The sequence below is a fragment of the Afifella aestuarii genome (genome assembly GCF_004023665.1).
Lineage (GTDB): Bacteria > Pseudomonadota > Alphaproteobacteria > Rhizobiales > Afifellaceae > Afifella > Afifella aestuarii.
On the sequence record NZ_SAUF01000001.1, the window covers coordinates 230,322 to 255,900 of the forward strand.

At 63.2% G+C, this 25,579-nt stretch carries 23 protein-coding genes; 14 read left to right on the top strand and 9 right to left on the bottom strand.

The window, feature by feature from the left end:
- Positions 1-50: 50 nt before the first annotated feature.
- Complete coding sequence (locus EO094_RS01010; protein ID WP_128290501.1) at positions 51-1,649, bottom strand: hypothetical protein; 1,599 nt, start codon at positions 1,647-1,649, stop codon at positions 51-53.
- Positions 1,650-2,936: 1,287 nt separating this feature from the next.
- Between EO094_RS01010 and EO094_RS01015 the strand changes: the two genes are divergently transcribed.
- Positions 2,937-3,326 (top strand): VOC family protein, encoded by a 390-nt coding sequence (locus tag EO094_RS01015; RefSeq protein WP_128290502.1) that lies wholly within the window; start codon positions 2,937-2,939, stop codon positions 3,324-3,326.
- A 62-nt stretch (positions 3,327-3,388) separates the two neighbouring features.
- Here the strand turns inward: EO094_RS01015 and msrB are convergent, their stop codons facing one another.
- The 3 genes from msrB to EO094_RS01030 all read right to left on the bottom strand — a co-directional run bounded on the left by msrB (position 3,389) and on the right by EO094_RS01030 (position 5,318).
- Entirely contained in the window at positions 3,389-3,907 is a 519-nt protein-coding gene (msrB, locus tag EO094_RS01020; RefSeq protein WP_128290503.1) for a peptide-methionine (R)-S-oxide reductase MsrB, read from the bottom strand.
- Positions 3,908-4,002: 95 nt separating this feature from the next.
- Positions 4,003-4,383 carry a rhodanese-like domain-containing protein gene (locus EO094_RS01025; RefSeq protein WP_128290504.1) on the bottom strand — a complete coding sequence of 127 codons (381 nt, stop codon included), beginning with the start codon at positions 4,381-4,383 and terminating at the stop codon, positions 4,003-4,005.
- The gene (locus EO094_RS01030; protein WP_425455818.1) at positions 4,380-5,318 is read right to left on the bottom strand and encodes a 1-acyl-sn-glycerol-3-phosphate acyltransferase; all 939 of its coding nucleotides are present in this window, start codon (positions 5,316-5,318) and stop codon (positions 4,380-4,382) included. The genes EO094_RS01025 and EO094_RS01030 overlap by 4 nt, the downstream gene beginning before the upstream one ends.
- Positions 5,319-5,415: 97 nt before the next feature.
- On the opposite strand from EO094_RS01030, the gene EO094_RS18640 reads away from it, so the two are divergent.
- From EO094_RS18640 to lpdA, 12 genes are all read left to right on the top strand, one after another.
- A complete protein-coding gene (locus tag EO094_RS18640) occupies positions 5,416-5,988 on the top strand; it encodes an AprI/Inh family metalloprotease inhibitor (RefSeq protein WP_205649795.1) in 573 nt (190 codons plus the stop codon).
- A gap of 196 nt (positions 5,989-6,184) precedes the next feature.
- A complete protein-coding gene (locus tag EO094_RS01040) occupies positions 6,185-6,529 on the top strand; it encodes a hypothetical protein (protein WP_128290506.1) in 345 nt (114 codons plus the stop codon).
- A 105-nt stretch (positions 6,530-6,634) separates the two neighbouring features.
- Positions 6,635-7,768: a cell division protein ZapE gene (gene zapE, locus EO094_RS01045; protein WP_128290507.1), complete on the top strand. Its 1,134-nt coding sequence runs from the start codon at positions 6,635-6,637 to the stop codon at positions 7,766-7,768.
- 156 nt (positions 7,769-7,924) lie between these two features.
- Entirely contained in the window at positions 7,925-8,890 is a 966-nt protein-coding gene (gene mdh, locus EO094_RS01050) for a malate dehydrogenase (protein WP_128290508.1), read from the top strand.
- Positions 8,891-8,905: 15 nt separating this feature from the next.
- On the top strand, positions 8,906-10,099 hold the full coding sequence (gene sucC, locus EO094_RS01055) for an ADP-forming succinate--CoA ligase subunit beta (RefSeq protein ID WP_128290509.1): 1,194 nt from the start codon (positions 8,906-8,908) through the stop codon (positions 10,097-10,099).
- Positions 10,100-10,102: 3 nt separating this feature from the next.
- Positions 10,103-10,312, top strand: coding sequence for a hypothetical protein (locus tag EO094_RS01060; RefSeq protein WP_128290510.1), 210 nt, complete (start codon positions 10,103-10,105; stop codon positions 10,310-10,312).
- A complete protein-coding gene (gene sucD, locus EO094_RS01065; RefSeq protein ID WP_092812887.1) occupies positions 10,312-11,220 on the top strand; it encodes a succinate--CoA ligase subunit alpha in 909 nt (302 codons plus the stop codon). Before EO094_RS01060 ends, sucD begins: the two co-directional genes overlap by 1 nt.
- A gap of 225 nt (positions 11,221-11,445) precedes the next feature.
- Positions 11,446-14,418: a 2-oxoglutarate dehydrogenase E1 component gene (locus tag EO094_RS01070; RefSeq protein WP_128290511.1), complete on the top strand. Its 2,973-nt coding sequence runs from the start codon at positions 11,446-11,448 to the stop codon at positions 14,416-14,418.
- A gap of 62 nt (positions 14,419-14,480) precedes the next feature.
- A complete protein-coding gene (gene odhB / locus EO094_RS01075; RefSeq protein WP_128290512.1) occupies positions 14,481-16,037 on the top strand; it encodes a 2-oxoglutarate dehydrogenase complex dihydrolipoyllysine-residue succinyltransferase in 1,557 nt (518 codons plus the stop codon).
- Positions 16,038-16,057: 20 nt separating this feature from the next.
- On the top strand, positions 16,058-16,471 hold the full coding sequence (locus EO094_RS01080; protein ID WP_128290513.1) for an MAPEG family protein: 414 nt from the start codon (positions 16,058-16,060) through the stop codon (positions 16,469-16,471).
- A gap of 42 nt (positions 16,472-16,513) precedes the next feature.
- Positions 16,514-17,128, top strand: coding sequence for a LysE family translocator (locus EO094_RS01085; RefSeq protein ID WP_128290514.1), 615 nt, complete (start codon positions 16,514-16,516; stop codon positions 17,126-17,128).
- A 64-nt stretch (positions 17,129-17,192) separates the two neighbouring features.
- A complete protein-coding gene (gene lpdA, locus EO094_RS01090; protein WP_128290515.1) occupies positions 17,193-18,596 on the top strand; it encodes a dihydrolipoyl dehydrogenase in 1,404 nt (467 codons plus the stop codon).
- Between the two features lie 198 nt (positions 18,597-18,794).
- Here lpdA and EO094_RS01095 read toward each other — a convergent pair whose 3' ends face one another.
- From EO094_RS01095 to EO094_RS01110, 4 genes are all read right to left on the bottom strand, one after another.
- Positions 18,795-19,043, bottom strand: a complete 249-nt coding sequence (locus EO094_RS01095) for a hypothetical protein (RefSeq protein ID WP_128290516.1) — start codon at positions 19,041-19,043, stop codon at positions 18,795-18,797.
- Positions 19,044-19,194: 151 nt separating this feature from the next.
- Positions 19,195-20,160, bottom strand: coding sequence for a tyrosine recombinase XerC (locus tag EO094_RS01100; protein WP_128290517.1), 966 nt, complete (start codon positions 20,158-20,160; stop codon positions 19,195-19,197).
- 78 nt (positions 20,161-20,238) lie between these two features.
- On the bottom strand, positions 20,239-20,895 hold the full coding sequence (gene fsa / locus EO094_RS01105) for a fructose-6-phosphate aldolase (protein WP_128290518.1): 657 nt from the start codon (positions 20,893-20,895) through the stop codon (positions 20,239-20,241).
- 159 nt (positions 20,896-21,054) lie between these two features.
- Positions 21,055-22,080, bottom strand: a complete 1,026-nt coding sequence (locus EO094_RS01110) for a sodium:calcium antiporter (RefSeq protein WP_128290519.1) — start codon at positions 22,078-22,080, stop codon at positions 21,055-21,057.
- Between the two features lie 198 nt (positions 22,081-22,278).
- On the opposite strand from EO094_RS01110, the gene EO094_RS01115 reads away from it, so the two are divergent.
- Positions 22,279-24,447 carry a primosomal protein N' gene (locus EO094_RS01115; RefSeq protein WP_128290520.1) on the top strand — a complete coding sequence of 723 codons (2,169 nt, stop codon included), beginning with the start codon at positions 22,279-22,281 and terminating at the stop codon, positions 24,445-24,447.
- A 100-nt stretch (positions 24,448-24,547) separates the two neighbouring features.
- Here EO094_RS01115 and EO094_RS01120 read toward each other — a convergent pair whose 3' ends face one another.
- Positions 24,548-25,504, bottom strand: coding sequence for an omptin family outer membrane protease (locus EO094_RS01120; protein ID WP_128290521.1), 957 nt, complete (start codon positions 25,502-25,504; stop codon positions 24,548-24,550).
- Positions 25,505-25,579 lie beyond the last annotated feature (75 nt).

The following is a 25,579-nucleotide window of genomic DNA, read 5'->3' on the forward strand; positions in this document are numbered from 1 at the left end:
AGCCCCGCAGCGCGAAGCTGCGGGGCTTTTTCGTGTTGTCTTGCGACGATCTAAATGATCGGCGACCCCTGCGGGAAGAGCCAGGTGCCGCCGTCGGCCCACTGGCGCTCCGGCAGACGGGCGCGGAACCACTTCACCATCGCGTAGTAGAAGCTCTCCTCGCTGCGGGCGGGCGTGCGTGCCGCAACCGGAGCCTGGGCCGGCGCCTGCATCGGGCGCTGCTGCCTCACCTGGATCGGTCGGCCGGCCTGGCGCGGAACGCTCGGCACCGTGCGATAGACGCGGGCACCGTTCTGGGCGGTTGCCTGGGCCGTGTGCGCCGCGGGCTTCTGCTCTGCCGGACGGACGCTCGGGAAGAGCCAGGACGAACCATTCACGCGCGTCTGTGCGACGCCGTTTGCGCGGCTTGACGCCTGCTGGGGCTGTGCCTGGCGGGTCGCACGGATCGGTGCGCCGGCGTTCGAGCGGTAGAGATACCCCGCGGTCGCGACACCGTTCGTGGCGCGAGCGGGCGCGGCCTGGCGAGCATTCTGCTGAGCCGGCCTTTGCGCCGTCTCAGCCTGTGCACGCGGATGTGTGCCCGGGAAGAGCCAGCTTGTCCGGCCTGCACTTGAAGTTTGAGCCGGTTTCGCGGGTTGCGATTGGGCAGACTTGCCGTTGGCCTGAGCCTGGGTGCGCTGATGCGTGCCAGGGAACAACCAGCTTCCGCCAGCCGCAGCCGGCTGGGCCTGCTGTTGGGCGGCCTCTTGCGCGCCGTTCTGTTTCTGTGAGCCGTTCTGAACTGCAGCAATGCGATAAAGCCAGCTTCTCTGCGGCGTGCCATTGACGGCTTGCGCTTGCGGCTCGGCTTCGGCGGCCTGGCCGCGCCCATTCGGGAAGAGCCAGCTGCGCTGAACCACCTGCTGGGCCGGCTGCGCAGCCTCGGCTTTGCCGTTCGTGCGCGCTGCGCCATTCTGCGGCGCGGCGTTGCGGTAGAGCCAGCTCGCCTGCGGAGCGCCGGTCTGGCGTGCGGGTTCGGCTTTCTGGCCGGACGCCTGCGGTTGAGGCGCAGAATTGCGATAAAGCCAGCTCACCGGCGCCTGAGGCTTCTGCGGCTCGGGCTTTGCATCTTCCTTCGCCTTGGAGCCGCCCGTGAACCAGCTGCTGATCGTCTGGAGGGGCGACCCGAGCGACGATGCCTCGGTCTTGCTCTTTTCCTTGGCTTCGGCGGCGAGACGATAAACCCAGCTCATCACTTCGGCCGGGGTCGACTGCCCGGCCTCTTCGCTCTCCTGCGGCGCAGGCTTGCGATAGAACCAGCCCTGAGCGGCCGACACTGCGGTGTCCTTGAGCGCCGCCTTGCCGTTTGCATGGCCGTTCGCCTTGCCATTCGCCTGTGCGGCAGGCTTACGGAAAAGCCAGCTCGACGGGGTCTCGGCGGGCGCAGCCTGCGGAGCGGGGGTCGCCGTGCCGTTGGTCTGCGGCGCGGCGGGCTTGCGGTAAAGCCAGCTCGGAGAGGTTTGTTCTCGAGCCGGTGGTGCGGCTTTCGCCGCGGCGGCGGGACTCTGGGCAGGCGCAGTCCGCGCCTGTGGGAAGAGCCAACTGCCACCGTTGTTTGGCGCTCGGGCCGGCTGGCCGCGCGCGCCATTCACCGGTTGGGTGGCGGGCATCATGTTCCTCGTGTTGATGGGCTGAGAGGCTGAGCGGTTCGCGGACGGGCTGAAGGGGGGACTGCCCCCGTAGGCCGACCTTGGTGTGGGCGCCTGCGATTGACGGGCCGGGCGCGCGGCCGAAACTTGATTGTCATGCAAAGACGCAGCCGAAGCGGGGCGCGCCCTGCGTGGCCGAAGCCAGCTTGCCTGCTGTTCGTCGCCGCGGCGATCGCCGCGCGAGATGTTGGGGGTTTGGATGTCGCGTGTCGTGCGCGGCGACCCTACCGGATGAGGGGTTGCCGGATGCGGGACTGCCGGACGAGATGCGACAGCGACGCCGTCAGAGCAGGCGGCCGGCCCGTCCTGCCGATTGAGACGGCTCGTCAGGTTCCGACGAAAGAGATCTGCGATCTCCCGCATCGGCTCCTGCAGCCGTTTGGCGACCATGTCCTCCATCGAGAGGCCCTGCCTTATCGCGATCGTCATCATGTCGAAGAAACGCAACAGGAGTGCAGCCGAACCGGATTTGGCCGAATTCGGCCAAGTCCGTCGATTGCAAGATGGATTCTACAACGATTCACGCCTTTTCTCCAGGAGGGGCTCTGATCGAAACCGTCGCGGAGGTGAATTGAGTCGGCGCCGCGGGTCCTGCGCCCTGCTGGGAGCGCGGATGAGCGCTCTTTCGTCCCGTCCCGTCCGCGCGCTTGTGCCGCTGCGCAGCCGTACCCGGCGCTCAGCAGTCCATGCACAAGGACAAACGGTGCTGGCATTCAAGTTTCCCCTTCGAAAGCACGCCTGGAATGTGGCTTTTCAATCCACTGACACCGGCGAGTCTAACCTGTCAAGAATCCTCCAGACAGGTTTCGTACTCTACTGACTCTGGATCATGTCACCGAATATTTCTTAATGAATAATTAACGCTAGTAATGGTGGAAGTATTAACCAAACTGAACCGCGTGAGGCAGAGTCACCATAGGTCCGCCAGCAGAGGAGTCGGTTCTGGCGCGAACAAGTTGTGGCGGGTCGCCCGAGGGCGGATCAGGCGAAAAGCCGCTGCGCCATACCTGCTATCGACGCCGGCAATTTCGCCAGGTCTGCACCTCCTCAGGACGTGGCAGCGCCAACTTTTCGGCGCGAAAGCCTGCAAAACTGCGCGAATTGATTCGCTTTTCGCACCAAAAGGAGGATGAGCTCCCTCCGGAGGCCTGCCCCCAAGGAGACGATTGCGAGGTCCGTTCGCAGCGGACACAATCTCTGTGGGGGTCTTCCACGCGCAGACACAGCTTACGAAGGAAAGCGCCGGCAATGATCGACCATCTCGGCATCACCGCGAGGGATTTCGCAGCCTCTCGCCTTTTCTATGAAAGAGCTTTGGCGCCGCTGGGCATGGAGGTGATCATGACGGTCGGCAAGGACGAAACCGGCGGCTATGAAGGCGCAGGCTTCGGCGCCCGCGGGAAGCCCTGTTTCTGGGTCCAATCCGTGCCGAACGGGCAGGTCTCGGGCGTTCATGTGGCCTTTGCCGCGTCCGATAGAGCGGCGGTGGACGCTTTTTACGAGGCAGCTCTCACAGCTGGCGGACGGGACAATGGTGCACCCGGCCTGCGGCCACACTACCATCCGAATTACTACGGCGCCTTTGTCCTCGATCCTGACGGCAACAATATCGAAGCCGTCTGTCACCGGCCCGCATGAGCGGAAGAAGGGGGGCCGATGGGCAGCCGTCTCGCAGGTAGCTTCGGTCTCGCGTCCGATCCTCAGCCCAGAACCGGATCGCCGCCACCGGCCGGCTTGAAGACGAGGGCGACACCGTTGATGCAGTGACGCTTGCCGGTCGGCTTGGGTCCATCGTTGAAGACATGACCGAGATGCCCGCCGCAATTGGCGCAATGCACCTCCGTGCGCGGATAGATGAGCTTGAAGTCGCGTGAGGTCGCGACGGCGGCGGGCGCTATCGCCTCATAGAAGCTCGGCCACCCGGTGCCGGAATCGAACTTGGCTTTCGAACTGTAGACGGCATTGTCGCAGCCGGCGCAGTGGAAGACACCCTCGCGATGTTCGTCATTGAGGGGCGATGTGTAGGCGCGCTCGGTCCCTTCGTCGCGGAGCACCGAAAACTGCCTGTCGGTCAGCTTCTTCTTCCATTCGTCCCGGCTCAGCGTCACCGGAAAGTCGCCGGCGGCTTCAGCGTCCGCCCGGCGCGGCGAGAAAACTCCGATCCCTGTCAGCGCGGCCACCGCCGCGCTTCCGGCAAACAGACTGCGTCGTGAGAGCATAGGGCTCCTCCTTGAATGGACCCAATCTAAAATGGGTGTCTCGGAGGAGGAGGGAAAGAGGCTTCACCGGCTCGTGAGGAGCGGTGATGCCGGGTTTAGCTTCCGACGCGCTTTGGCTGACCGGTGGCAAAATCGGTGGTGATGAGCGGAAGGCCCGCCTGCTTCCAGGCGGCGAGGCCTCCTTCAAGATGGGCCGCCTTTTTGAAGCCCGCCTCGATTGCCTTGCGGCTGACGAGTTCCGAGCGCTTGCCGGAGCCGCAATGGAAGACCACGGGCTTGTCCGTCTGGGTCGGCAGATTGGCGGCATCGAGCTCCGACATCGGCGCGAGCAAAGCGCCGGGAATGCGCTCGAAGGCAAATTCCGCCGGGGTGCGCACATCGATCAGAACGATCTCGTGCGCATCGAGCGCCTTGCGCACTTCCTGCGGCGTCATGATCTCGAAGGGGACGCCGTTGATATCTTCTGTCTTGCTCATGTGTTGTCTTCCTTCGCAGTGAAGGGGAGGTCGGGGTCCTTGGCCAGGCTCTCGACGCAATAGGTCTGCAGCTGTTCGGTCAGCCTGGCTGCGCTCCCCTGCAGTGCCGTATGCGGGATGAGCGGCCCGAAGTTGATCTTGAAGGTCTTGCCGCGCTTGTTGAGCAGCTCGTGGAACACGGTCATGTCCCTGAGCTCCGTGAGCCCCTGGTTGCCGAAAAGATAGAAGAGCCAGGAATTGCGCGCGGTGACGCGGCAGGGGAGGACCGGGACCTTGTGCTTTTGGGCCAGCGACACGGCCGAAACCTGCCAGGGCCGTTCGTTCAGACGGCCGCCCTGCCAATAGGCGATGCGGCCTGCAGGAAAGACCACGATGGCACGCTCTTCGGCGAACGCCTTGGAGGAGAGACGCAGCGTCTCGCGCGTTTTCGTCAGACTGCGATGCTCTTCGCGCCATTCGACGGGAATGAGATGCTCCACCAGACGTTCGTTCACGCGCACGGCGTCACGGTTGGTGAAGATGGAGATGTCGCCGCGCACCTGCCGAACGGCATCATAGACAGCAACCCCGTCGGCAATGCCTGTCGGGTGGTTTGCTGCAATAATAAAGCCGCCCTCACGCGGGATGCGCGAGATCCCGGAGATCTCCAGGTTGAGGGACAGAAGCTCGCTGATGTAGCGCATCCCCGCCGTACCCGGCAGAGGCCCCAGCGTATCGGCCATCTCGACCGCTTCGCTGTAATGGAGAATCTTATAAAGGAGTGGCCGGTAAAGCGGCCAGAGAGGATTGGCGACCAGTCCAATGCCGCGTTCGGCGATGAGCTGATCGACGATATGGCCACGCCGTTGACGGACCGCCGTTCTCAGCGCCCGCTGGCGCGCCCTTTGCATCCAGCCTAGTTCAGCCATCGCCATCTGCGCCGCCCTTCGTGACAAACCGCCTAGGACGTGCCAGAAGTCGGGTCAAGTCGAGTCTAAGGCTCTCCTGCCAAAAGGCTCGCCAGGTGTTGCACCATCACACGAGAGTCTCGTCATGTCGCATTCCTGGCGCGCGATCGCCGCAACCGCCGCGCTTGCAGCCTCCCTCGCCGCCTGTCAGTCCGCCTATTTCGGCGGACAAAGCAGCAATCGTTATTCTCCGCCTCCACCGCCGCGGCCGTTGACGGCAGCGCCGGTCGGAACCGTTTCGCAGGCCGAGCTTCCGCCCCCGAGCGGGGCAAGCGCCTCCAACGATCCGATGATGGGTGAACCGCCAGATCTGCGGCCGGGCTCAGACGGCAACGTGCAGACAGCGACGGCTACGCCCCCGACTTCGGGTGGCGCTGCTATCGGCCGCACCGATCTTCTCGGCGGCTGGACGGTATCCTCCGGGGGTGACAGCTGTCAGCTCTTCATGTCTTTGACGAGCTGGTCGGGCGGCTATCGCGCCTCGACGCGTGGCTGCACCTCGCCGGCGCTTCAGAACGTCTCCGCCTGGAACCTTTCAGGCAATCAAGTCACGCTGCTTGACCAGGGCAGCAGCACCGTCGCTCGCCTCTATTCGACCTCGAAAACCCAGTTCAATGGTCAAACAGAGGCAGGTGCCGCAATTTCAGTCGCCCGTTAGCCTGCTTATTGTGCAAGTGCTGTTGCACAAATGCGCCAGCACTTATCAATTGGTTTAGTAGCGATTTCAATAGATTGTCGCCCTTTCTTGGCTTTGTCACACTTCGATGACGCCGAGTTCTTTGCGTCGGTCTTGCCGGGGTCAAGCTTCCGGCAAGCTCGTCAGGTGAAGCTCGGAGGAACGCAAGGAGTGGATGATGAGAAAGCCATTTGCAGTCGGGGCGCGCATCGTTCGTCCTGCCGTTCTGGCCGCCGCGGCCGCCGCGCTCTCAACCAGCGCCATGGCGACCAGCCCGATGCTGTCCGTGCCGAAATGCGCCGAGCATGACGACATGGTGCGGATCCTCGCGAAAGAATATAAAGAGACCCCGAAAGCCCTCGGTCTCGTGGGCGGTCAGCGCGTCATGCAGGTCTTCGTTTCCAAGCAGGGGACGTGGACGATCGTGGTGACCCGCACCTCCGGCGACACCTGCATCGTCGCCGCCGGCCAGAATTGGGAAGAAGTCCCGATGGAAGTCGGCCAGCTCGATCCGCGCGCCTAAGCCTCCCGTCTTGAACGCCCTCCCGACACGGCGATCGTGTCGGCGAAACTCTTCCTGGCGAATTCACACTTGAACCCGGGCGCCGGCCATAGCACATCGCGGGCGATGAAAAATCCGGTTTCCCGCACCTATGATCGCCTGGCGGCGGAAGGTGGCATCACCCCCGATCCCGTCCAGAAGGAGCTCGCTTGCCGGCTCGACGCGCTTCTTGGCGCGCTTGCAGACGAGCGCACCAAATCGAAAAAGAGCCCACTCGGATGGCTGTTTTCCAAGGGGCGCCGACCCGAGCCTGTTCCCGGCCTTTATATTTGGGGTCCGGTCGGGCGCGGCAAGACGATGCTCATGGACATCTTCTTCCAGGCCGCCCCCAACACCCGCAAGCGCCGGGCGCATTTCCATGATTTCATGGAAGACGTGCACGAGCGGATCGCCCGCTTCCGCCAGCGCCTCAAGGCCGGTGAGGTGGACGGCGACGATCCGATCAAGCCGGTGGCGCGCGATATCGCGGCCGAGACCCGGCTCCTTTGCTTCGACGAATTCGCCGTGAACGACATCGCCGATGCGATGATCCTGGGCCGGCTTTTCGAGAAGCTCTTCGCGGAGGGGGTGACGCTTGTCGCGACCTCCAACGTGCCGCCCGACCGGCTTTATGAGAACGGCCTCAACCGGCCGCTTTTCGTGCCGTTCATCGACCTCATCAATAAGTCTAATGCGGTTTTCCATCTCGATGCGCCGCACGATTACCGCCTCGACAAGCACGGCGAGGAGCCTCTCTATGTGACGCCGCTCGGAGAGGCGGCCGAGAAGATCCTCGACGCGCATTTCGAGCGCCTCTCGGGCGAAGCCCGCGGAACACCTCAGCAGCTCAGTCTACGTGGCCGTCATCTCGACGTGCCTGAAGCGGCTGGCGGCGTCGCCCGCTTCAGCTTTCACGAGCTTTGTGAAAAGCCCCTCGGCAGCGCCGATTATCTGAAGCTCGCCAAGACCTTCCACACGATCATCGTCTCCGGCATCCCGGTCATGAGCCCGCAGACCCGCAACGAGGCGAAGCGCTTCATCAATCTCATCGACACGCTCTACGACCAGAAGATCCGCTTCATCGCGTCGGCAGAGGCGGAGCCGGATGCCTTGTGGCAGGGCACGAGCGGGGCGGAAGCCTTCGAGTTTCAGCGCACGGCGTCGCGCCTCACAGAGATGCGTTCGGACGCCTGGCCGGGTGAGGCAGCCGAGCGCGGATGAGCGAGCGCCGGGCTCTCGCGAGCCCGGTTCGCTGCGCAATTGCGCGCCCGCTGCAGAGCTGGCCAGCGCTTGCCACGGTGCGACATTCGCGCTACTCCGCGCACTCTCTTTTGAGAGTTCTTCGCTCTCGTTATCTACGTCTAGGGAAGGTTCTTCATGGCTCGCAGCAAGATTGCGCTCATCGGTGCTGGACAGATCGGCGGCACGCTCGCCCATCTCGCCGGACTGAAGGAGCTCGGCGACATCGTCCTCTTCGATATCCAGGAAGGTATTCCGGACGGCAAGGCGCTCGATATTGCCGAATCCTCTCCCGTCGACGGTTTTGATGCACGTCTCGTCGGCACCCAGTCTTATGAGGCAATCGAAGGCGCTGACGTCGTCATCGTGACGGCCGGTGTGCCGCGTAAACCCGGCATGAGCCGCGATGATCTTCTTGAGATCAACCTGAAGGTGATGGAGCAGGTCGGCGCGGGGCTCAAGAAATACGCTCCCGATGCCTTCGTGATCTGCATCACCAATCCGCTCGACGCCATGGTGTGGGCGCTGCAGAAATTCTCCGGCCTGCCTGGCAACAAGATCGTCGGCATGGCGGGTGTGCTCGATTCCGCCCGTTTCCGCTACTTCCTGGCGGAAGAGTTCAATGTCTCCGTCGAAGACGTGACGGCTTTCGTGCTCGGTGGCCACGGCGATTCCATGGTGCCGCTGGTACGCTATTCGACGGTTGCGGGCATTCCTCTGCCGGACCTCGTCAAGATGGGCTGGACCACGCAGGAGCGCCTCGACAAGATCGTGCAGCGCACCCGCGACGGTGGTGCTGAGATCGTGTCGCTGTTGAAGACCGGCTCGGCCTTCTATGCGCCGGCGGCTTCCGCCATCGCCATGGCCGAGAGCTATCTGAAGGACAAGAAGCGCGTTCTCCCCTGTGCTGCGCAGCTTTCCGGCGAATACGGTCTCGACCAGATGTATGTCGGCGTGCCGACGGTGATCGGTGCAGGTGGTGTGGAGCGTATCGTCGATATTTCGCTCGACCGCAGCGAGCGCGCGGAGTTCGAGAAGTCGGTTGCCACCGTGCAGGGTCTCATCGAGGCCTGCCGCAAGATCCAGCCGGCGCTCAACAGCTAAACGGCGGGGGGCCGGATGAACATCCACGAATACCAGGCTAAGGCCGTCCTCAAGGAATACGGGGCACCGGTCGCTGCCGGCGTCATGATCACGTCTGCCGACGAGGCGGAAGCGGCGGCCAAGAAGCTGCCGGGTCCGCTTTATGTCGTCAAAAGCCAGATCCATGCAGGCGGCCGCGGAAAGGGCCGTTTCAAGGAGCTCGGCGAGGATGCCAAAGGCGGCGTGAGGCTCGCCAAGAGCGTTGAGGACGTCGTCGCCAACGCCAAGGAAATGCTCGGTCACACCCTCGTCACCAAACAGACGGGGCCGGCGGGCAAGGTGGTCAACCGGCTCTATATCGAAGACGGCGCCGACATTGCGCGAGAACTCTATCTCTCGCTCCTTGTCGACCGCGGCACCGGCCGTGTCGCCTTCGTGGCCTCGACCGAAGGTGGCATGGACATCGAAACCGTCGCCGAAGAGACGCCGGACAAGATCCTGACGCTGCCGATCGATCCGCTTTCCGGCGTCAGCGATGCCGATGCGGCGAAGCTCGCCGAGGCGCTCGAGCTCGAGGCTCCGGCGAAAGATGAATTCGGGCAGCTTGCCCGAATTCTCTACAAGGCCTTCTCCGACGAGGATATGAGCCTTCTGGAAATCAATCCGCTCATCGTCATGAAGGACGGGCATCTTCGCGTGCTCGACGCCAAGGTCTCCTTCGACGGCAACGCGCTCTTCCGGCATCCGGAGATCGTCGAGCTGCGCGACAAGACTGAAGAGGACGCCAAGGAGATCGAGGCTTCCGAGCACGATCTCGCCTATGTGGCGCTCACCGGCGATATCGGTTGCATGGTGAACGGCGCTGGCCTCGCCATGGCCACCATGGACATCATCAAGCTCTATGGCGCGGAGCCGGCGAACTTCCTCGATGTCGGCGGCGGCGCCTCCAAAGAGAAGGTGACGGCCGCCTTCAAGATCATCACTGCCGATCCGAATGTGAAGGGCATCCTGATCAACATCTTCGGCGGGATCATGCGCTGTGATGTGATCGCGGAAGGCGTCATCGCCGCCGTCAAGGAAGTGGGCCTCAAGGTTCCGCTGGTGGTTCGCCTTGAGGGGACCAACGTGGCGCTGGGCAAGAAGATCATCGAGGAAAGCGGTCTCAACGTCATCGCCGCCGATGATCTCGACGACGCGGCCAAGAAGATCGTCAAATCCGTCAAAGGCTGACCGATGGCTGAATTCATTGCCGTCTGGCTTCCTCTGATCATCATCTTTCTCGTTTTCGGCGGCTTGATGGTGATCATGTCGAAAAAACAGATGCGCAGCTATGCGAAGCATGTGGCAGAGGTGAAGGCGATCAACGACGAGATCGTTGCCGTCAACCGAGAGGTGATCGCCGAGCTTCGGGAGATCAAACAGATTCTGAAGGACAAGAACTGATGTCCATTCTCGTCGACAAGAATACCAAGGTCATCGTCCAGGGGCTGACGGGCAAGACCGGCACGTTCCATACCGAGCAGGCGCTCGCCTATTACGGCACCAAGATGGTGGCTGGCGTGCATCCGAAGAAGGGTGGCCAGACCTGGGAGAACGGCGTCGAAGGCGCCGCTGAACTGCCGATTTTCGCCTCCGTCGCGGAAGCCAAAGAAAAGACCGGCGCGACCGCCTCCGTCATCTATGTGCCGCCAGTCGGCGCCGGCGCTGCGATCGAAGAGGCGATCGACGCGGAAGTGCCGTTCATCGTCTGCATCACCGAAGGCATTCCGGTGATGGACATGGTCAGGGTGAAGGCGAAGCTCGACAAGTCGAAGTCCCGGCTTCTCGGGCCCAACTGCCCCGGCGTGTTGACGCCGGAAGAGTGCAAGATCGGCATCATGCCCGGCTCGATCTTCAAGAAGGGCTCAGTCGGGGTCGTGTCGCGCTCCGGCACGCTCACCTATGAAGCGGTGTTCCAGACGACGAATGCCGGGCTCGGCCAGACGACTGCCGTCGGCATCGGCGGCGATCCGGTCAAGGGCACGGAATTCATCGACATTTTGGAAATGTTCCTCGCCGACGACGCGACGGAATCGATCATCATGATCGGTGAAATCGGCGGTTCGGCGGAGGAAGACGCCGCCCAGTTTCTCGCCGACGAGAAGAAGAAGGGGCGGTGGAAGCCGACCGTCGGCTTCATCGCCGGACGCACGGCGCCTCCCGGACGCACCATGGGCCATGCTGGTGCCGTCATCTCTGGCGGCAAAGGTGGGGCCGAAGACAAGATCGCCGCGATGGAAAAGGCGGGTATCGTGGTTTCTCCCTCGCCCGCCAAACTCGGCGATACGCTGGTGGAGGTTCTCAAGGGCTGAAGCCTTTTGCGCCGCGCCGCGAGCCGTGCGCGGGCGGCGCCCTGCCTCTCCAGGCGAAGACGTGGAGCGGAATTTTCCGCTTTTTGGATCCTTTCGCAGTTGGCGAAAGCGGCCGATTACACTAACTGCGCGTTTGCAAAAGGCGTATAGATTGCGCCAGGTCGTCGCAGGGGCGGGCGTCGGCGCAAACCGGGAAAGGCGTAGGATCAGTTCCTGCGGAAGGCTATGGCACGGCAAATCTCGAACGAAGCCCTCCGACAATCTTCGTTTCTTTATGGCGGCAACGCCGAATACCTGGAGCAGCTTTATGCGCGTTACCAGGACGATCCTGCCTCCGTCGGCGACGGATGGCGGGATTTTTTTCAAGAGCTGAAGGACGAGAAGAACGACGTCATCCGTGAGGCACGGGGCGCGCCCTGGCAGCGACCCGACTGGCCGATCGTCGCAAACGGGGAACTCGTCTCCGCTCTCGATGGCAATTGGCAGGGCGTCGAGCGGCATATCGATACGAAGATCCGTGCCAAGGCGCAGAAGGCCGGCGTCGATCTCTCCGAGCCGGAAGTCCTGCAGGCGACCCGAGATTCCGTCCGCGCACTGATGATGATCCGCGCCTATCGCATGCGCGGACATTTCCACGCGAACCTCGATCCGCTCGGCATCGCCGCCATGCGCGACCACGAGGAGCTGCATCCCTCCTCCTACGGTTTCACCGAAGCCGATTACGAGCGGCCGATCTTCCTCGATTGGGTTCTCGGGCTCGAATTCGCCACCATTCCGCAAATGCTGGCGATCCTTCGGCGCACCTATTGTTCGACGCTCGGCGTCGAATTCATGCATATCTCCGCCCCGGACGAGAAGGGATGGATTCAGGAGCGCATCGAGGGCCCGGACAAGGAGATCACCTTCACCGAGGAAGGCAAGCGGGCCATCCTCAACAAGCTGATCGAGGCGGAAGGCTTCGAGAAGTTTCTCGATATCAAGTATACCGGCACCAAGCGCTTCGGCCTCGACGGTTCGGAAGCGCTGATCCCGGCGCTTGAGCAGATCATCAAGCGCGGCGGTCATCTCGGCTTGCGGGAAATCGCCTTCGGTATGGCGCATCGCGGCCGGCTCAATGTGCTCGGCCTTGTTATGGGCAAGCCGCTGCACGCCATCTTCCACGAGTTCAAGGGCGGCTCGGCGCAGCCTGACGACGTCGAAGGGTCGGGCGACGTGAAGTACCATCTCGGCGCTTCCTCCGACCGGGAATTCGACGGCAACAAGGTGCATCTCGGCCTCACCGCCAACCCGTCGCACCTGGAGATCGTCGATCCGGTGGTGCTCGGAAAATCCCGCGCCAAGCAGGATCGCTGGGAAGACCCGAACGAGGAGGGAATTCGCGAGCGCTCGAGCGTTCTGCCGCTCCTCATTCACGGTGATGCGGCCTTTGCCGGCCAGGGCGTTGTCGCGGAATGCTTCGGGCTTTCCGGCCTCAGGGGCCATCGCACCGGCGGCTCGATCCATTTCATCATCAACAACCAGATCGGCTTCACCACCAATCCGCGCCTGTCGCGCTCTTCGCCTTATCCCTCCGATGTCGCGAAGATGATCGAGGCGCCGATCTTCCACGTGAACGGAGACCATCCGGAGGCGGTGGTGTTTGCCGCGAAGGTGGCGACGGAATTCCGCCAGCGCTTCAAGAAGCCGGTCGTCATCGACATGTTCTGCTACCGGCGCTTCGGGCACAACGAATCCGACGAGCCGAGCTTCACGCAGCCGCTGATGTATCGGGAGATCCGCAAGCATCCCTCGACATTGTCCATTTACGGCAAGAAGCTGATCGAAGAGGGGCTGACGAGCGAAGAACAGATCGAAGAGCGCAAGGCCGAGTGGCGCGCGCATCTCGACGAGGAGTTCGAGCTCGGCCAGAACTACAAGCCGAACAAGGCCGACTGGCTCGACGGCATGTGGATGGGGCTGACGACGCCGAAAGCCTCCGACGAGCGCCGGGTCGGGCGCACGGGCGTCGAGCTTGACCGCCTCAACCAGATCGGCATGGCGCTGACCGAAGCGCCGAAGGATTTCAAGATCCACAAGACCATCCGGCGCTTCCTCGACAACCGGCGCAAGATGCTGGAAACGGGCGAGGGCATCGACTGGGCGATGGGCGAGGCGCTCGCCTTTGGCAGCCTGCTTTCTGAGGGCCACAAAGTGCGGCTTTCCGGCCAGGACGTGGAGCGTGGCACCTTCTCGCAGCGCCACACTGTCCTCTACGATCAGGAGACGGAAGAGCGCTACGTGTCGCTCAACAATCTCGGGCGCAAGCAGGAGACCTTCGAGGTCGTCAATTCGATGCTATCGGAAGAGGCCGTGCTCGGGTTCGAATACGGCTATTCGGTTTCCGAGCCGCGCGGCTTGACCCTCTGGGAAGCGCAGTTCGGCGATTTCGCCAACGGCGCGCAGGTGATCTTCGATCAGTTCATCTCGTCGGCCGAGCGCAAATGGCTCAGAATGTCGGGTCTCGTCTGCCTCCTGCCGCATGGTTATGAAGGGCAGGGGCCGGAGCATTCCTCCGCCCGGCTGGAGCGCTTCCTGCAGATGTGCGCGGAAGACAATATGCAGGTCGCCAATTGCACGACGCCTGCCAACTACTTCCACATTCTGCGCCGTCAGCTGCACCGCAATTTCCGCAAGCCACTCATTTTGATGACGCCGAAGAGCCTGCTGCGCCACAAGCGGGCAGTGTCCAAGCTTGATGAATTCGTCAAGGACACGTCCTTCCATCGGATTCTCTTCGACGATGCCGATCGCAACGAGGGCGAGGGCATCCGCTTGAAGCCGGACGCGGACATCCGCCGTGTCGTCGTCTCCTCCGGCAAAGTCTATTACGACCTCTTCGAGGAGCGCGAAGAACGCGGCATCGACGATGTCTATCTCTTGCGGCTGGAACAGTTTTATCCGTTCCCGATGACGGCGCTCACCAAGCAGATGGCACGCTTTCCGAACGCAGAGCTCGTCTGGTGCCAGGAAGAGCCGAAAAATATGGGCGGATGGGCTTTCGTGAAGCCGCGCCTGGTCAATATCCTGAACACGCTGGAGTTGTCGCAAGAGAAGCCGCGCTACGCCGGCCGGCCGGCTTCGGCGGCGACCGCGACCGGCGTCATGTCGCGGCATCTGCAGCAGCGGGCGAAATTTCTCGACGAGGCGCTCGGCGAATAGGCCGGGCGCTCCATTGTAGCTTATGACAGGCGCCGCAACGGCGCGACGAAACGGGACGATCAATGACAACGGACATCAAGGTTCCGACGCTTGGCGAATCGGTCACGGAAGCCACCGTCGGCCAGTGGTTCAAAAAGGAAGGCGAGACGGTGTCTCGCGACGAGCCCCTCGTCGAACTTGAAACCGACAAGGTCACGGTGGAAGTGCCTGCGCCTTCCGAAGGCACGCTGGAATCGATCGTCGTCAAGGCTGGCGAGACCGTCGAAGTCGGCACGCTTCTCGGCTCCATCGCCGCGGGCGACAGCAAGGCCAAACCGGCCGAGAAGCCGGCTGCCGCAGCGTCTGATGGCAGCGGCAAGGCGGAGAAATCCGCCGCGGCGCCGAGTGCCGCGCCGGCCGCAGAGGATGAGGGCGGGGAAGGCGAGCTGATTGACATCGTCGTTCCCTCCGCGGGTGAAAGCGTGACGGAGGCCGATGTCGGCGAATGGCTGAAGCAGGAGGGCGACGAGGTCGCTCTCGACGAGGCCGTCGTCGAGCTCGAGACGGACAAGGCGGCGCAGGAGATCCCGGCGCAGGCCGCCGGTGTCCTGGCTGAGATCATCAAAAAGCAGGGTGAGACGGTGACTGTCGGTCAGGTTCTCGGCCGCATCCGCGTCGGCGCCAAGGGGGCGAAGACGGCGGAAGCTCCGGCGCCCAAGGCCGAGAAGACGGAAGCGGCACCTGCTGCCGGCGAGCGCAAGCCCGCGCCTTCCGCGGCCAAAATGATGGCAGAAAAGGGCCTCGCCGCAGCCGATATGGATGGATCCGGCAAGAAGGGCCAGGTTCTCAAAGGCGATGTGCTGAAGGCGCTCGAACAGGGTTCCGAGCAGCCGCAGGCGAAGCCCTCGGCACCTCGCGCCCCGTCGCCGGAAGCCGACGAGGTGCGTGAAGAACGGGTGAAGATGACCCGCCTCCGCCAGACCATCGCGCGGCGGCTGAAAGAGGCACAGAACACCGCGGCGATGCTCACCACGTTCAACGACGTGGATATGGGCGCCGTCATGGATCTCCGGAAGACCTACCGCGACCTCTTCGAGAAGAAGCATGGCGTCCGGCTCGGCTTCATGGGCTTTTTCGTGAAGGCGGCGGTGGCCGCGCTCAAGGAGATCCCGGCCGTCAATGCCGAGATCGATGGCACCGACCTCGTCTACAAGAACTATTACCACATCGGCGTGGCCGTCGGGACGGACAAGGGCCTCGTCGTGCCGGTCGTGCGTGATGCGCAGGACATGTCGGTGGCCGAAATCGAGAAGGAGATCGGCTCCCTCGGCAAGAAGGCGCGCGACGGTTCGCTCACCCTTCAGGACATGCAGGGCGGCACCTTCACCATTTCCAATGGCGGGGTCTACGGCTCTTTGATGTCGACGCCGATCCTCAACGCGCCGCAATCGGGCATTCTCGGCATGCACCGCATCGAGGAGCGGCCGGTCGTCAGGAACGGTCAGGTCGTGGTCCGCCCGATGATGTATCTGGCGCTCTCCTACGATCACCGCGTCGTCGATGGCCAGGAAGCCGTGACGTTCCTCGTCCGCATCAAGGAAGCCATCGAAGATCCGCAGCGTCTCGTGCTCGATCTTTGAGGCATCATCAGGGGGCTTGAATGGAAGCGGCAGCGACCGGTCTACCCGTTGAGATGACGCTCCTTGGCTGGAGCGTCATCCTTCTCATCGTCCACATCATCGTTCAGTCCGGCGCGGCGACGCGGGAGACGGGGCTCGATTACAATGCGAGCCCGCGCGACGAGGGCAACAAGGCCTGGGGCGTCATGGCCGGACGTTCGTCGCGGGCGCTCAAGAATTTTCTCGAGACGTATCCGGCCTTTGTCGCGATGGCGCTGGCCCTTGCCGTGACCGACAAGACGGGCGGCCTCGGGGCGATCGGCGCGCATGTCTGGTTCTGGGCGCGTATCGTCTATCTGCCGCTCTATCTTCTCGGTATTCCTTATATCCGCAGCATCGTATGGACGATTTCCGTCGGCGGCATTTTGCTGATGCTATGGGCGCTCTTCTTCTAGGTCCGGCGCTGTAGGGTCGGGGCCGCGAGACAAGGGGGGCCCATGAGTGTCGAATTCTTCGTCACTTCGCTTTTGATCATCCTCATTCCCGGCACCGGTGTCGTCTATACGCTGGCGGCTGGTTTGTCCGGCGGGCAACGGCGCGCAATCATCGCCGCCTTCGGCTGTACGCTCGGCATCGTGCCGCATCTGACAGCTTCGATCCTCGGCCTTGCTGCGCTTCTGCATGCGAGCGCCACGCTCTTCGCCTTCATAAAATATCTGGGCGTTGCCTATCTTCTCTATCTCGCCTGGCAGACGCTCAAATCCGCGGGACCGCTGGCGCTTTCGGGCCGAGAGGAGACGCCGAAGCGTGCGCTATCGATCGTGCGCAACGGTATTCTCATCAATGTTCTCAACCCGAAGCTGTCGATCTTCTTCGTCGCCTTCCTGCCGCAGTTCATCACGCCGGGGGAAGTCTCGCCGACAGGTGAACTCCTCGTCCTGTCTCTTCTGTTCATGGCGATGACCTTCGTCGTTTTCGTCCTCTATGGCGTGTTTGCGGCTGCCATGCGTGCAAAGGTCTTGCAAAACGCACGGCTTATGCGCTGGCTGCAGCGAACGGTGGCCATCGCATTTGCCGGTTTCGGCCTGCGTCTCGCTTTCGCCAGTCGTTGATGCGGCAGGGCGGCCACCTACCTTAGTGACCTATCCTTCGAGAATTCTGGAGTAATCAGCCGACATGCCTGACACCTACGATCTCATCGTCATCGGCAGCGGACCGGGCGGCTACGTCTGCGCCATCCGCGCCGCACAGCTCGGGCTCAAGACGGCAGTCGTGGAAAAGCGCCCGACCTTCGGCGGCACCTGTCTCAATGTCGGCTGCATTCCTTCCAAGGCGCTTCTCCACACCTCCGAGATGTTCGAGCAGGCGGCGCATGGCTTCGCCGATTTCGGCATCAAGGTGAAGCCGGAGCTCGATCTCGAAGCGATGCTGGCGCACAAGGACAAGACGGTGAAGTCGAATGTCGACGGCGTCGCCTACCTCTTCAAGAAGAACAAAATCGACACGTTCGAGGGCGTCGGCCGCATCGTTCAGGCTGGTGAGGTCGAAGTGACGCCCGAGAAGGGAGAGGCGACGCGCCTTTCCACCAAGGCGATCGTCATCGCGACCGGGTCCGAATCGGCACCCTTGCCGGGCGTCGAAGTGGACGAGAAGAAGATCGTGTCCTCGACCGGCGCGTTGAAGCTCGGCAAGGTACCGGAGAAGCTCGTCGTCGTCGGTGCCGGCATCATCGGGCTCGAACTCGGTTCCGTGTGGCGGCGGCTCGGGGCGAAGGTCACGGTCGTGGAATTCCTCGATCGCATCCTGCCCGGCATGGACGGGGAGGTGGCCAAACAGGCCCAGCGGCTTTTCAAGAAGCAGGGGATCGACTTCCGTCTCGGCACCAAGGTGACGGGCGTCGAAACCGAAAAGAAGGGCCTGCGTGTCTCCGTCGAGCCGGTCAAGGGCGGGGATGCGGAGAAGCTCGATGCCGATATCGTGCTCGTGGCGATCGGCCGGCGTCCCTATACGGCGGGGCTCGGGCTCGAAGAGGCGGGGGTCGCGCTCGACGAGCGCGGCCGCGTTGCCACCGCCAAGGATTACAAGACGAATGTCGAGGGCATCTACGCGATCGGCGACGCGATCGCCGGACCGATGCTCGCCCATAAGGCGGAGGACGAAGGCACGGCCGTTGCCGAAATCCTCGCCGGCCAGAAGGGCCACGTGAATTACGAGGTGATTCCGAGCGTCGTCTATACGGAGCCGGAAATCGCCGTCGTCGGGCGCTCTGAAGAGGAGCTGAAGGACGCCGGTATCGCCTATCGCAGCGGCAAATTCCCGTTTAGCGCCAACGGGCGCGCCCGTGCGATGAATGCCACGGACGGTTTTGTGAAAGTCCTGGCCGACGAGAAGACGGACCAGGTGCTCGGCGTGCATATCGTCGGGCGCGGCGCCGGCGAAATGATTCACGAGGCGGCTGTCCTCATGGAATTCTCAGGTGCCGCAGAAGACCTTGCACGCACCTGCCATGCGCATCCGACGATGTCTGAAGCCGTTCGCGAAGCGGCGATGGCGGCCTGGTTCAAACCCGTTCATATCTGAGGGCAGGACTGCCCTCAGCCTTGCCCCTGTCGGCGTGGTCCCTGCGAAACTCGGCCTAGGGCGATGGCGTTGGGCCGGGCCACCAGGGATGGCGAAAAGCGGCAAGGCAAAAAAAAGCGCCGGCTCTTCGGCCGGCGCAGACGTTATCCGGTTGCTATTGGCAACCTGGACTGGAGTACGTGAAAAACGTGCCGGGCCCTATTTGGTTCCGCCCGTGCAGGCCGTATCGCCCGCCGCACACTCTTTTTTTGGAGCGGCGTTGCGTTCGCTGCGGGTCGCGACTTGCGAAAGTGGTGTGGGGGTGGTTGCCATCGCCACCTTTTCCTCAGCAACCGGCGCTTTGGAGGCCATCACCTGCTGCCGGTGAAAGCTGCAATCGGCGCTGGCAGCAGATGCCAGCAGGAGGAAGGCGGCGGTCGCGCTGACGCATGTCAAAACCTTGCGCATGAATCTCTCTCCTTGTTCCCTCTTGTCTCTCCGCGGACAAAGCTTTCGCTCACGTCCGACGAGGAAAGTTAGGGCGGAAAGAAGGCCGCGCTAAGATCGATTCTGCCTCAATATTCGTCATCTCGAAAACGTGATGACGCAAGAAGACGTCTCACGAATGCCGTTGATGCGCGGCACGGGGATGCGCCTTTGCATAGATATCGAGAAGCCGGGCCGCATCGACATTGGTATAGATCTGTGTCGTCGACAGGCTCGCATGACCCAGAAGCTCCTGGATCGTCCTGAGATCGCCGCCGTCGCCAAGAAGATGCGTGGCGAATGAGTGGCGCAGCGCATGTGGCGTGACGCTCGGCTCGAGACCCAGGGCAGATCGAAGCCGTTCCACCAGTTTTTGGACGATGCGGGGCGACAGGGAACCACCCTTGGCGCCGCGAAACAGGGGCTCGCTCGGCGCCAGAAGGTAGGGGCAGAGGCGGATATAGGCTTCGATCGCCTCGCTCACCTTCGGCAGCACCGGCACGATCCGCGTCTTGCCTCCCTTGCCGGTGACACGAAGTGTATCGCGGCCTCCGATAGGGGCATCGGCCCGCGAAATGCCGAGTGCTTCGGAGATGCGCAGGCCGCTGCCGTAAAGAAGCAGAAGGACGGCGCGGTCGCGGGCGGCGAGCCAGGGCTCTTCGGTCAATGTGTCGGCGGCGTCCGTCAGCGTCAGGGTATCGGTGACGGAGAGCGCCTTCGGAAGGCTTTTCTTCTGCTTCGGACTGCGCACGGCCTCGAAAGCCGAGGTGGTCGGGATGTCGTGCCGGGCACAGAAGCGGGCTAGCGAGCGGCAGGCGGCGAGCTGGCGGGCGAGGCTGCGCGAGCCTGCGCCGGATGCGCGCCGAGCGGCGAGGAAGGCGCGGATATCGGCCGGCGTCAAAGCGGCGATGTCGGCAGTTGCCGGCGGTGCGCCGAGATGCTTCGTCAGAAACTGCGCCAGCTGCGAAAGATCGCGCTCATAGGCTTCGAGTGTCTTTGGCGACAATCGCCTCTCGTCGCGGAGATAGCTCAGCCAGCGCTGCAGGAGTGCGGCGAGGTCGGGTGCGAGCGCGACAAGGAATGCGTCTTTGGAGGCCATGGCGCGAGTATCACGCGCCATGGTTAAACAAATGCGTAGGGACGTAAGACGTTGTATCGACGCCCTTTTCCATATGAGTCAGAGGATTGACTGACCCGCCTTCTTCCAATCCGCAAGGAAGGCCTCGAGACCCTTGTCGGTGAGCGGGTGCTTGATGAGGGAGCGCAGCACCTGCGGCGGCACCGTCACCACATCGGCGCCGATCATCGCCGCCTGCTTCACATGGTTGGGCGTGCGCACGGAGGCCGCCAGGATCTCCGTCTCGAAGTTCGGATAATTGTCGTAGATGATGCGGATCTCTTCGATCAGCTCCATGCCGTCGAGATTGATGTCGTCGAGGCGACCGATGAAGGGGGAGATGAACGCCGCGCCGGCCTTGGCCGCGAGCAGGGCCTGATTGGCGGAAAAGCACAAAGTGACATTCACCATCCGGCCCTCGTCCGCGAAGGTGCGGCAGGCTTTGAGACCGTCCAATGTCAGGGGCACCTTGATCGCCACATTGTCGGCGATCTCGGCGAGTTTGCGGCCCTCCTTCAGCATCGTGTCGTAATCGGTTGCCGCCACTTCGGCCGACACCGGTCCGGATACGAGATCGCAGATCTCTGCGATGACGTCGGTGATCGGGCGCCCCGCCTTCATGATCAGCGAGGGGTTGGTGGTGACGCCGTCGAGGAGCCCGGCTTCTGCAAGCTCGCGGATCTCGGCGGTGTCGGCGGTGTCCACGAAGAATTTCATAGCGTTTGCCTCATCGCTGCGCTTGTCGTCGCGCGTGATAATCGTCCGCCCTCTCTAGAACTTTCGTTTGCCCCTTTGAAGGCACAGAGTGCATGGAGGTCTTGCAAAGGCGCCCTGCGGCCTTCGCGGGTTTCGCACCAGGCGGTTGTCGCAACGTCCTTAAAGCGCCAACGCGGAGGCGAGCACGGCCCCCACATAAAGCACGAGAATTCCCACTGTTTCGAAACCGACATTGGCAAAGCCGTAGCGCTCACGCCGGATGAGACCGAGGAGGAGCACGGCGGTCATGGCGATGCCGATCAGTGCCCAGAATTGCGTCGAGGGATCGATGGCGTTGTAAATCGACCCGTCGCGATAGGCGACGTCGGCCGCCGACAGGAAGAGAACGTCGAACGTGTTGCCACCGATGATGCCGCCGAGGGCGAGCTGCAAGGCGCCCCGCCGCACCGCGGCGAGCGTGGTCACGAGCTCAGGCAGCGAGGTGACGGTCGCCGTCATCAAAGCGCCGACGACGCTGCCGCTGATGCCGGTCTTTTGGGCGATCGTTGTTCCGGTCTCCGCCACCACGTAGCCCGCGATGGCAACGACGATCACCATGCCCGCAAATGAAAGCGCCAGGTTGAGCGTGGAGCGGCCTTTCTCGTCTTCTTCCGGCATGTCGTGCCGGGTCTCGTCGGTATCGAACGGCTTCCACATTGGCTGATCCCGGTCCTGGCGGCCGAGCCTCAGGCCGAAAATGTAGATTGCGATCAGGATGATGCTCGCCGGATGCACGCCGAAGAAGGTGACCGGCGGGAGCACGCCGGCAATCATCGGGATGCTGAGGAGAAGGATGAGCAGCGCCGATTGTGAGAGATTGGTCGGGTCGGCGGCCGCATGTTCCAGATTGGCTTTCCTATAGGCGATGTCGGCAAGGGCTAGAAACGCGGTCTGCGCAGCGATGCCGCCAAGCGAATTGGCATAAGCGAGGTCGACGTTGCCGGTCGCGGCGGCCGTAACGGAGGTTACCGTGCCTGCCGCCGACGTCGTCGCGCCCAGAAGCACCGCGCCCGCGATCGCCTCGCCGAGACCCGTACGGTCGGCCAGAACGTCGGCGACCGACGTGAGCTTCGTGCCGATATAGGCGATGGTGGCCGCGGCTACGACGAAGAGCCCGACAGCGAAAGTCAGAGAGAGTTCCGGCAAGAAAGATCCGCTTGGTTTGCCTAGCCAACTGAAGAGGCCATGCGCGGTTCCAACATTCCTGGACGCTCCTCATCTTCGCTGCGGTTCGGGAGCTTGCGATTTTGCTTCATGCTTGCGAATCGCGGCGGGGCGCGCTTGGAAGGCGCTTCGGCGAGCGTTTAGGCTCGTTAAGCGGATTTAACGAAAGCCGAGGCTCGCTTGCCTGATACGTTTCCGCTCCAGGTGCTTCTCCCTTATGCCCTGGAGTGCAGCTACACCTATCTCGCCGACCGCCCGCTCGATCCCGGAACGATCGTCGTCGTGCCGCTCGGTGCGCGCGAGGTCTTGGGTGTCGTCTGGGACGACGAGGCGCCGCAAAAGCTCAACACCGCGAGACTGAAGCCGATCGCAGCGGTTCTTCCGGCCTTGCCGCTGCCGCGTCCACTGATGCGCCTGATCGATTTCGTCGCCGATTACACATTGTCGCCGCCAGGCATGGTGTTGCGTATGGCGCTGCGCGTGACGGCGGCGCTCGCCCCGGAAAAGCCGGTTGCGGCCGTGCGCGTAACGGGGATGGCGCCAGACCGGTCGACCGCCGCCCGCCAGCGCGTTCTCGATCTGGCGGGCGACGGCCTTGCCTGGTCGAAAAGCGGCCTTGCCACCGCGGCCGGCGTTTCTGCTTCAGTCGTCGACGGGCTCGTCAAACAGGGCGCGCTGGAGATGGTGCTTCTGTCGCCGCGCCCGGTCACGCGCCCGCCGATCCCAGATTTCGCCCCACCGGAGCTCTCCGACGCGCAGGCCGAGGCCGGCGCGCAATTGCGCGCGCTGGTGCGAGATGAGGCGTTTTCGGTCGCTCTCATCGACGGCGTGACCGGTGCCGGCAAGACCGAGGTGTTTTTCGAGGCCGCGGCGGAGGCTCTCGAAAAGGGCCGCCAGGTTTTGATTTTGATGCCGGAAATCGCCCTGACCTCGCAGGCGCTTGAACGTTTCGCCGCTCGCTTCGGCTCGCCGCCGGCCGAATGGCATTCTGAGATGTCGCCGAAATTGCGCGAACGCGTCTGGCGCGGGGTTGCCGACGGGACGGTTCGCGCCGTCGTCGGGGCACGCTCGGCCCTCTTCCTGCCGTTTTGCGAACTCGGCCTCATCGTCGTCGATGAAGAGCATGACGGTGCCTACAAGCAGGAAGAGGGCGTCATCTACCATGCCCGGGACATGGCCGTCGCTTATGGCCATCTCGCCGGCTTCCCGGTGGTGCTGTCGTCGGCGACCCCGTCCGTCGAAAGTCGGGTCAACGCGCAGCGCGGGCGCTACCGTCATATCCATCTCGACCAGCGCTACAGCGGGGCGGGCCTGCCCGACGTTGACGTCGTCGATCTGCGCGAAGCGCCGCCGGAGCGCGGCCGCTCCCTGTCACCAAAGCTCGTCGAAGCCGTCCGGCAGACCCTGGCGCAGGGCCACCAGGCACTTCTCTTCCTCAACCGCCGCGGTTACGCCCCTTTGACGCTCTGCCGCCATTGCGGTCACCGCTTCACCTGCCCGAATTGTTCGACCTGGCTCGTCGAACATCGGTTTCGCGGCGTGCTCGCCTGCCATCATTGCGGCCATGAAGAAAGGCGCCCGGAAGCCTGTCCCGCTTGCGGCGCAGAGGACAGTCTCGTCGCCTGCGGGCCCGGGGTGGAGCGGCTGCAGGAAGAGGCGCTCGATCTTTTTCCGGAGGCGAGGAGCCTCGTCTTGTCGAGCGATCTTGCCGGCGGCGTGCAGCGGCTGCGGCTGGAGCTCGCCGCCGTCGAAAAGGGCGAAGCCGACATCATCATCGGCACGCAGCTCGTCGCCAAAGGTCACAATTTTCCGAAACTTACGCTCGTCGGCGTCGTCGATGCCGATCTCGGCCTGGCGCAGGGCGATCCGCGCGCGGCGGAGCGCACCTTCCAGCTTTTGACTCAGGTCGCGGGCCGGGCCGGACGGGCCGGCCAGTCAAGCCGGGCTTTCCTGCAGACCTGGCAGCCCGGCCATCCGGTCATGACGGCGCTGGCGGGCGGCCAGCCGGAGGCGTTCTTCGAGGCGGAGGTGGAAAGCCGGCGCCGGGGCGCCCTGCCGCCGTTTTCGCGCCTTGCCGGGATCATCGTCAGCGGCCCGGAGCGCGCGGCGGCCCAGGAGCATGCGCGGGCGATGGCGCGGGCTGCGCCGCGCGAAGAGGGGGTAGAGCTCCTGGGGCCGGCCGAAGCGCCGCTGGCGCTCATCCGAGGCCGCTACCGTTTTCGGCTTCTGGCACGCGCGGGCTCGTCCAACCAGTTGCACCGCTGGCTGCGGGCCTGGCTCGCTGCGGCCCCAAAAGCGCGTGGCAGTGTGAGGGTCTCCGTCGATGTCGACCCGCAGAGCTTTCTGTGATCCTCATGAGGAGAGGTCGCGCTCGTTTTCCGAGCAACGTCCGGGCGATAACGATGATGTGAGGAAGCGCGGGCGGTGGGCCGCCCGCGGAGTCGGTTCGTCAGAAGGTGATAGCGGCCTGTGCAGTCACGCCAAACATATCGACCGACCAGTCTTCGTCCTGAGCCGTGCCGCCCGCAGCGACGTTTTCAAAATGCGAATTGCCGTCGGTCTCCATATGCCAGTAGCGGCCGCCGAGGCCGATCGCGAAGCTGTCGGTCAGCCGGTAATTGACCATTCCCTCAAGCTGGTAGCCCCAGCCGGTACCGGTTTCGGGGATCGAACCGGCGAGGTCGGGTCGCAGATGATGCGTGTCGGCTCCGTCGAGATAGACGTAGGGGAGAATTGCGCCCTCAGCGCTCAGCAGAATGCGGTCGCCGATGAGCGCATCGGCTTTCAGGCCGATGCGTGCCGAGTGCCAGTCGTTCTCCTGCGAGATGACTTTTGCGCCGTCGGGCACATCGCCGGGCATGCAGATCTCAAAAGCGGCTTCCTGCTGGCATCCGTAGGCGTGCACCTGCTGGCGCAGCCAATTGTAGCCAGCAAACACGCCAAGACGCATGTTCGGCCGTTCGACGAGGTATTTGCCGCCGTCGATGGTGACGTAATAGACGTGACCGTCGTCCTGATCGCTTTTCGTGCTCGAATAATCCGGAATGACCGGCGGGAAATCTTCGTCCTGCAGCGAGCCGCGCAGGCTCCAACCGAGGCCGGCATTGCCCTTGGCGAAAATCCCATCATTGGTGATGTCACCGAAGACTTCTCCGGCATGGGTATCGAGATCGTCATAGGTGAGGCGGGAGAGCCTGATGTCGCCGGTCGAATCGTAGAGCGTCTTTTCGGTCTTGCCGGTCGCGTACCAGTATCTCGTCCCGAGCGTGGCGCTGTAGGAACGGTCGAGCGCGCCAGGCTTTTCGGAAACGCCGAAATCTGCGGCGAGTGCCGTGCCGTGAAGGGCTGCGACGCCCAATCCCAAAAAGCAAGCGAGTGTGGTTGTCGCTGTTTTTCCAAAACGCATTTGCCGCCCCCTGACTGCGTGTTGCGGTGACAAGCAATGCAGTGAAAGGTTAAAAGAAATGGTTAATCGTTTCTC

What these genes read in the sequence shown, in the direction of transcription:
- EO094_RS01040 (WP_128290506.1), top strand. Translation starts at nt 6,185, where the DNA reads ATGAGAAAGCCATTTGCAGTCGGGGCGCGCATCGTTCGTCCTGCCGTT.
- EO094_RS01095 (WP_128290516.1), bottom strand. Translation starts at nt 19,043, where the DNA reads ATGCGCAAGGTTTTGACATGCGTCAGCGCGACCGCCGCCTTCCTCCTG.
- EO094_RS18640 (WP_205649795.1), top strand. Translation starts at nt 5,416, where the DNA reads ATGTCGCATTCCTGGCGCGCGATCGCCGCAACCGCCGCGCTTGCAGCC.
- odhB (WP_128290512.1), top strand. Translation starts at nt 14,481, where the DNA reads ATGACAACGGACATCAAGGTTCCGACGCTTGGCGAATCGGTCACGGAA.
- fsa (WP_128290518.1), bottom strand. Translation starts at nt 20,895, where the DNA reads ATGAAATTCTTCGTGGACACCGCCGACACCGCCGAGATCCGCGAGCTT.
- EO094_RS01085 (WP_128290514.1), top strand. Translation starts at nt 16,514, where the DNA reads ATGAGTGTCGAATTCTTCGTCACTTCGCTTTTGATCATCCTCATTCCC.
- EO094_RS01100 (WP_128290517.1), bottom strand. Translation starts at nt 20,160, where the DNA reads ATGGCCTCCAAAGACGCATTCCTTGTCGCGCTCGCACCCGACCTCGCC.
- sucD (WP_092812887.1), top strand. Translation starts at nt 10,312, where the DNA reads ATGTCCATTCTCGTCGACAAGAATACCAAGGTCATCGTCCAGGGGCTG.
- lpdA (WP_128290515.1), top strand. Translation starts at nt 17,193, where the DNA reads ATGCCTGACACCTACGATCTCATCGTCATCGGCAGCGGACCGGGCGGC.
- EO094_RS01070 (WP_128290511.1), top strand. Translation starts at nt 11,446, where the DNA reads ATGGCACGGCAAATCTCGAACGAAGCCCTCCGACAATCTTCGTTTCTT.
- EO094_RS01010 (WP_128290501.1), bottom strand. Translation starts at nt 1,649, where the DNA reads ATGCCCGCCACCCAACCGGTGAATGGCGCGCGCGGCCAGCCGGCCCGA.
- msrB (WP_128290503.1), bottom strand. Translation starts at nt 3,907, where the DNA reads ATGCTCTCACGACGCAGTCTGTTTGCCGGAAGCGCGGCGGTGGCCGCG.
- EO094_RS01025 (WP_128290504.1), bottom strand. Translation starts at nt 4,383, where the DNA reads ATGAGCAAGACAGAAGATATCAACGGCGTCCCCTTCGAGATCATGACG.
- EO094_RS01015 (WP_128290502.1), top strand. Translation starts at nt 2,937, where the DNA reads ATGATCGACCATCTCGGCATCACCGCGAGGGATTTCGCAGCCTCTCGC.
- sucC (WP_128290509.1), top strand. Translation starts at nt 8,906, where the DNA reads ATGAACATCCACGAATACCAGGCTAAGGCCGTCCTCAAGGAATACGGG.
- EO094_RS01060 (WP_128290510.1), top strand. Translation starts at nt 10,103, where the DNA reads ATGGCTGAATTCATTGCCGTCTGGCTTCCTCTGATCATCATCTTTCTC.
- EO094_RS01120 (WP_128290521.1), bottom strand. Translation starts at nt 25,504, where the DNA reads ATGCGTTTTGGAAAAACAGCGACAACCACACTCGCTTGCTTTTTGGGA.
- zapE (WP_128290507.1), top strand. Translation starts at nt 6,635, where the DNA reads ATGAAAAATCCGGTTTCCCGCACCTATGATCGCCTGGCGGCGGAAGGT.
- mdh (WP_128290508.1), top strand. Translation starts at nt 7,925, where the DNA reads ATGGCTCGCAGCAAGATTGCGCTCATCGGTGCTGGACAGATCGGCGGC.
- EO094_RS01080 (WP_128290513.1), top strand. Translation starts at nt 16,058, where the DNA reads ATGGAAGCGGCAGCGACCGGTCTACCCGTTGAGATGACGCTCCTTGGC.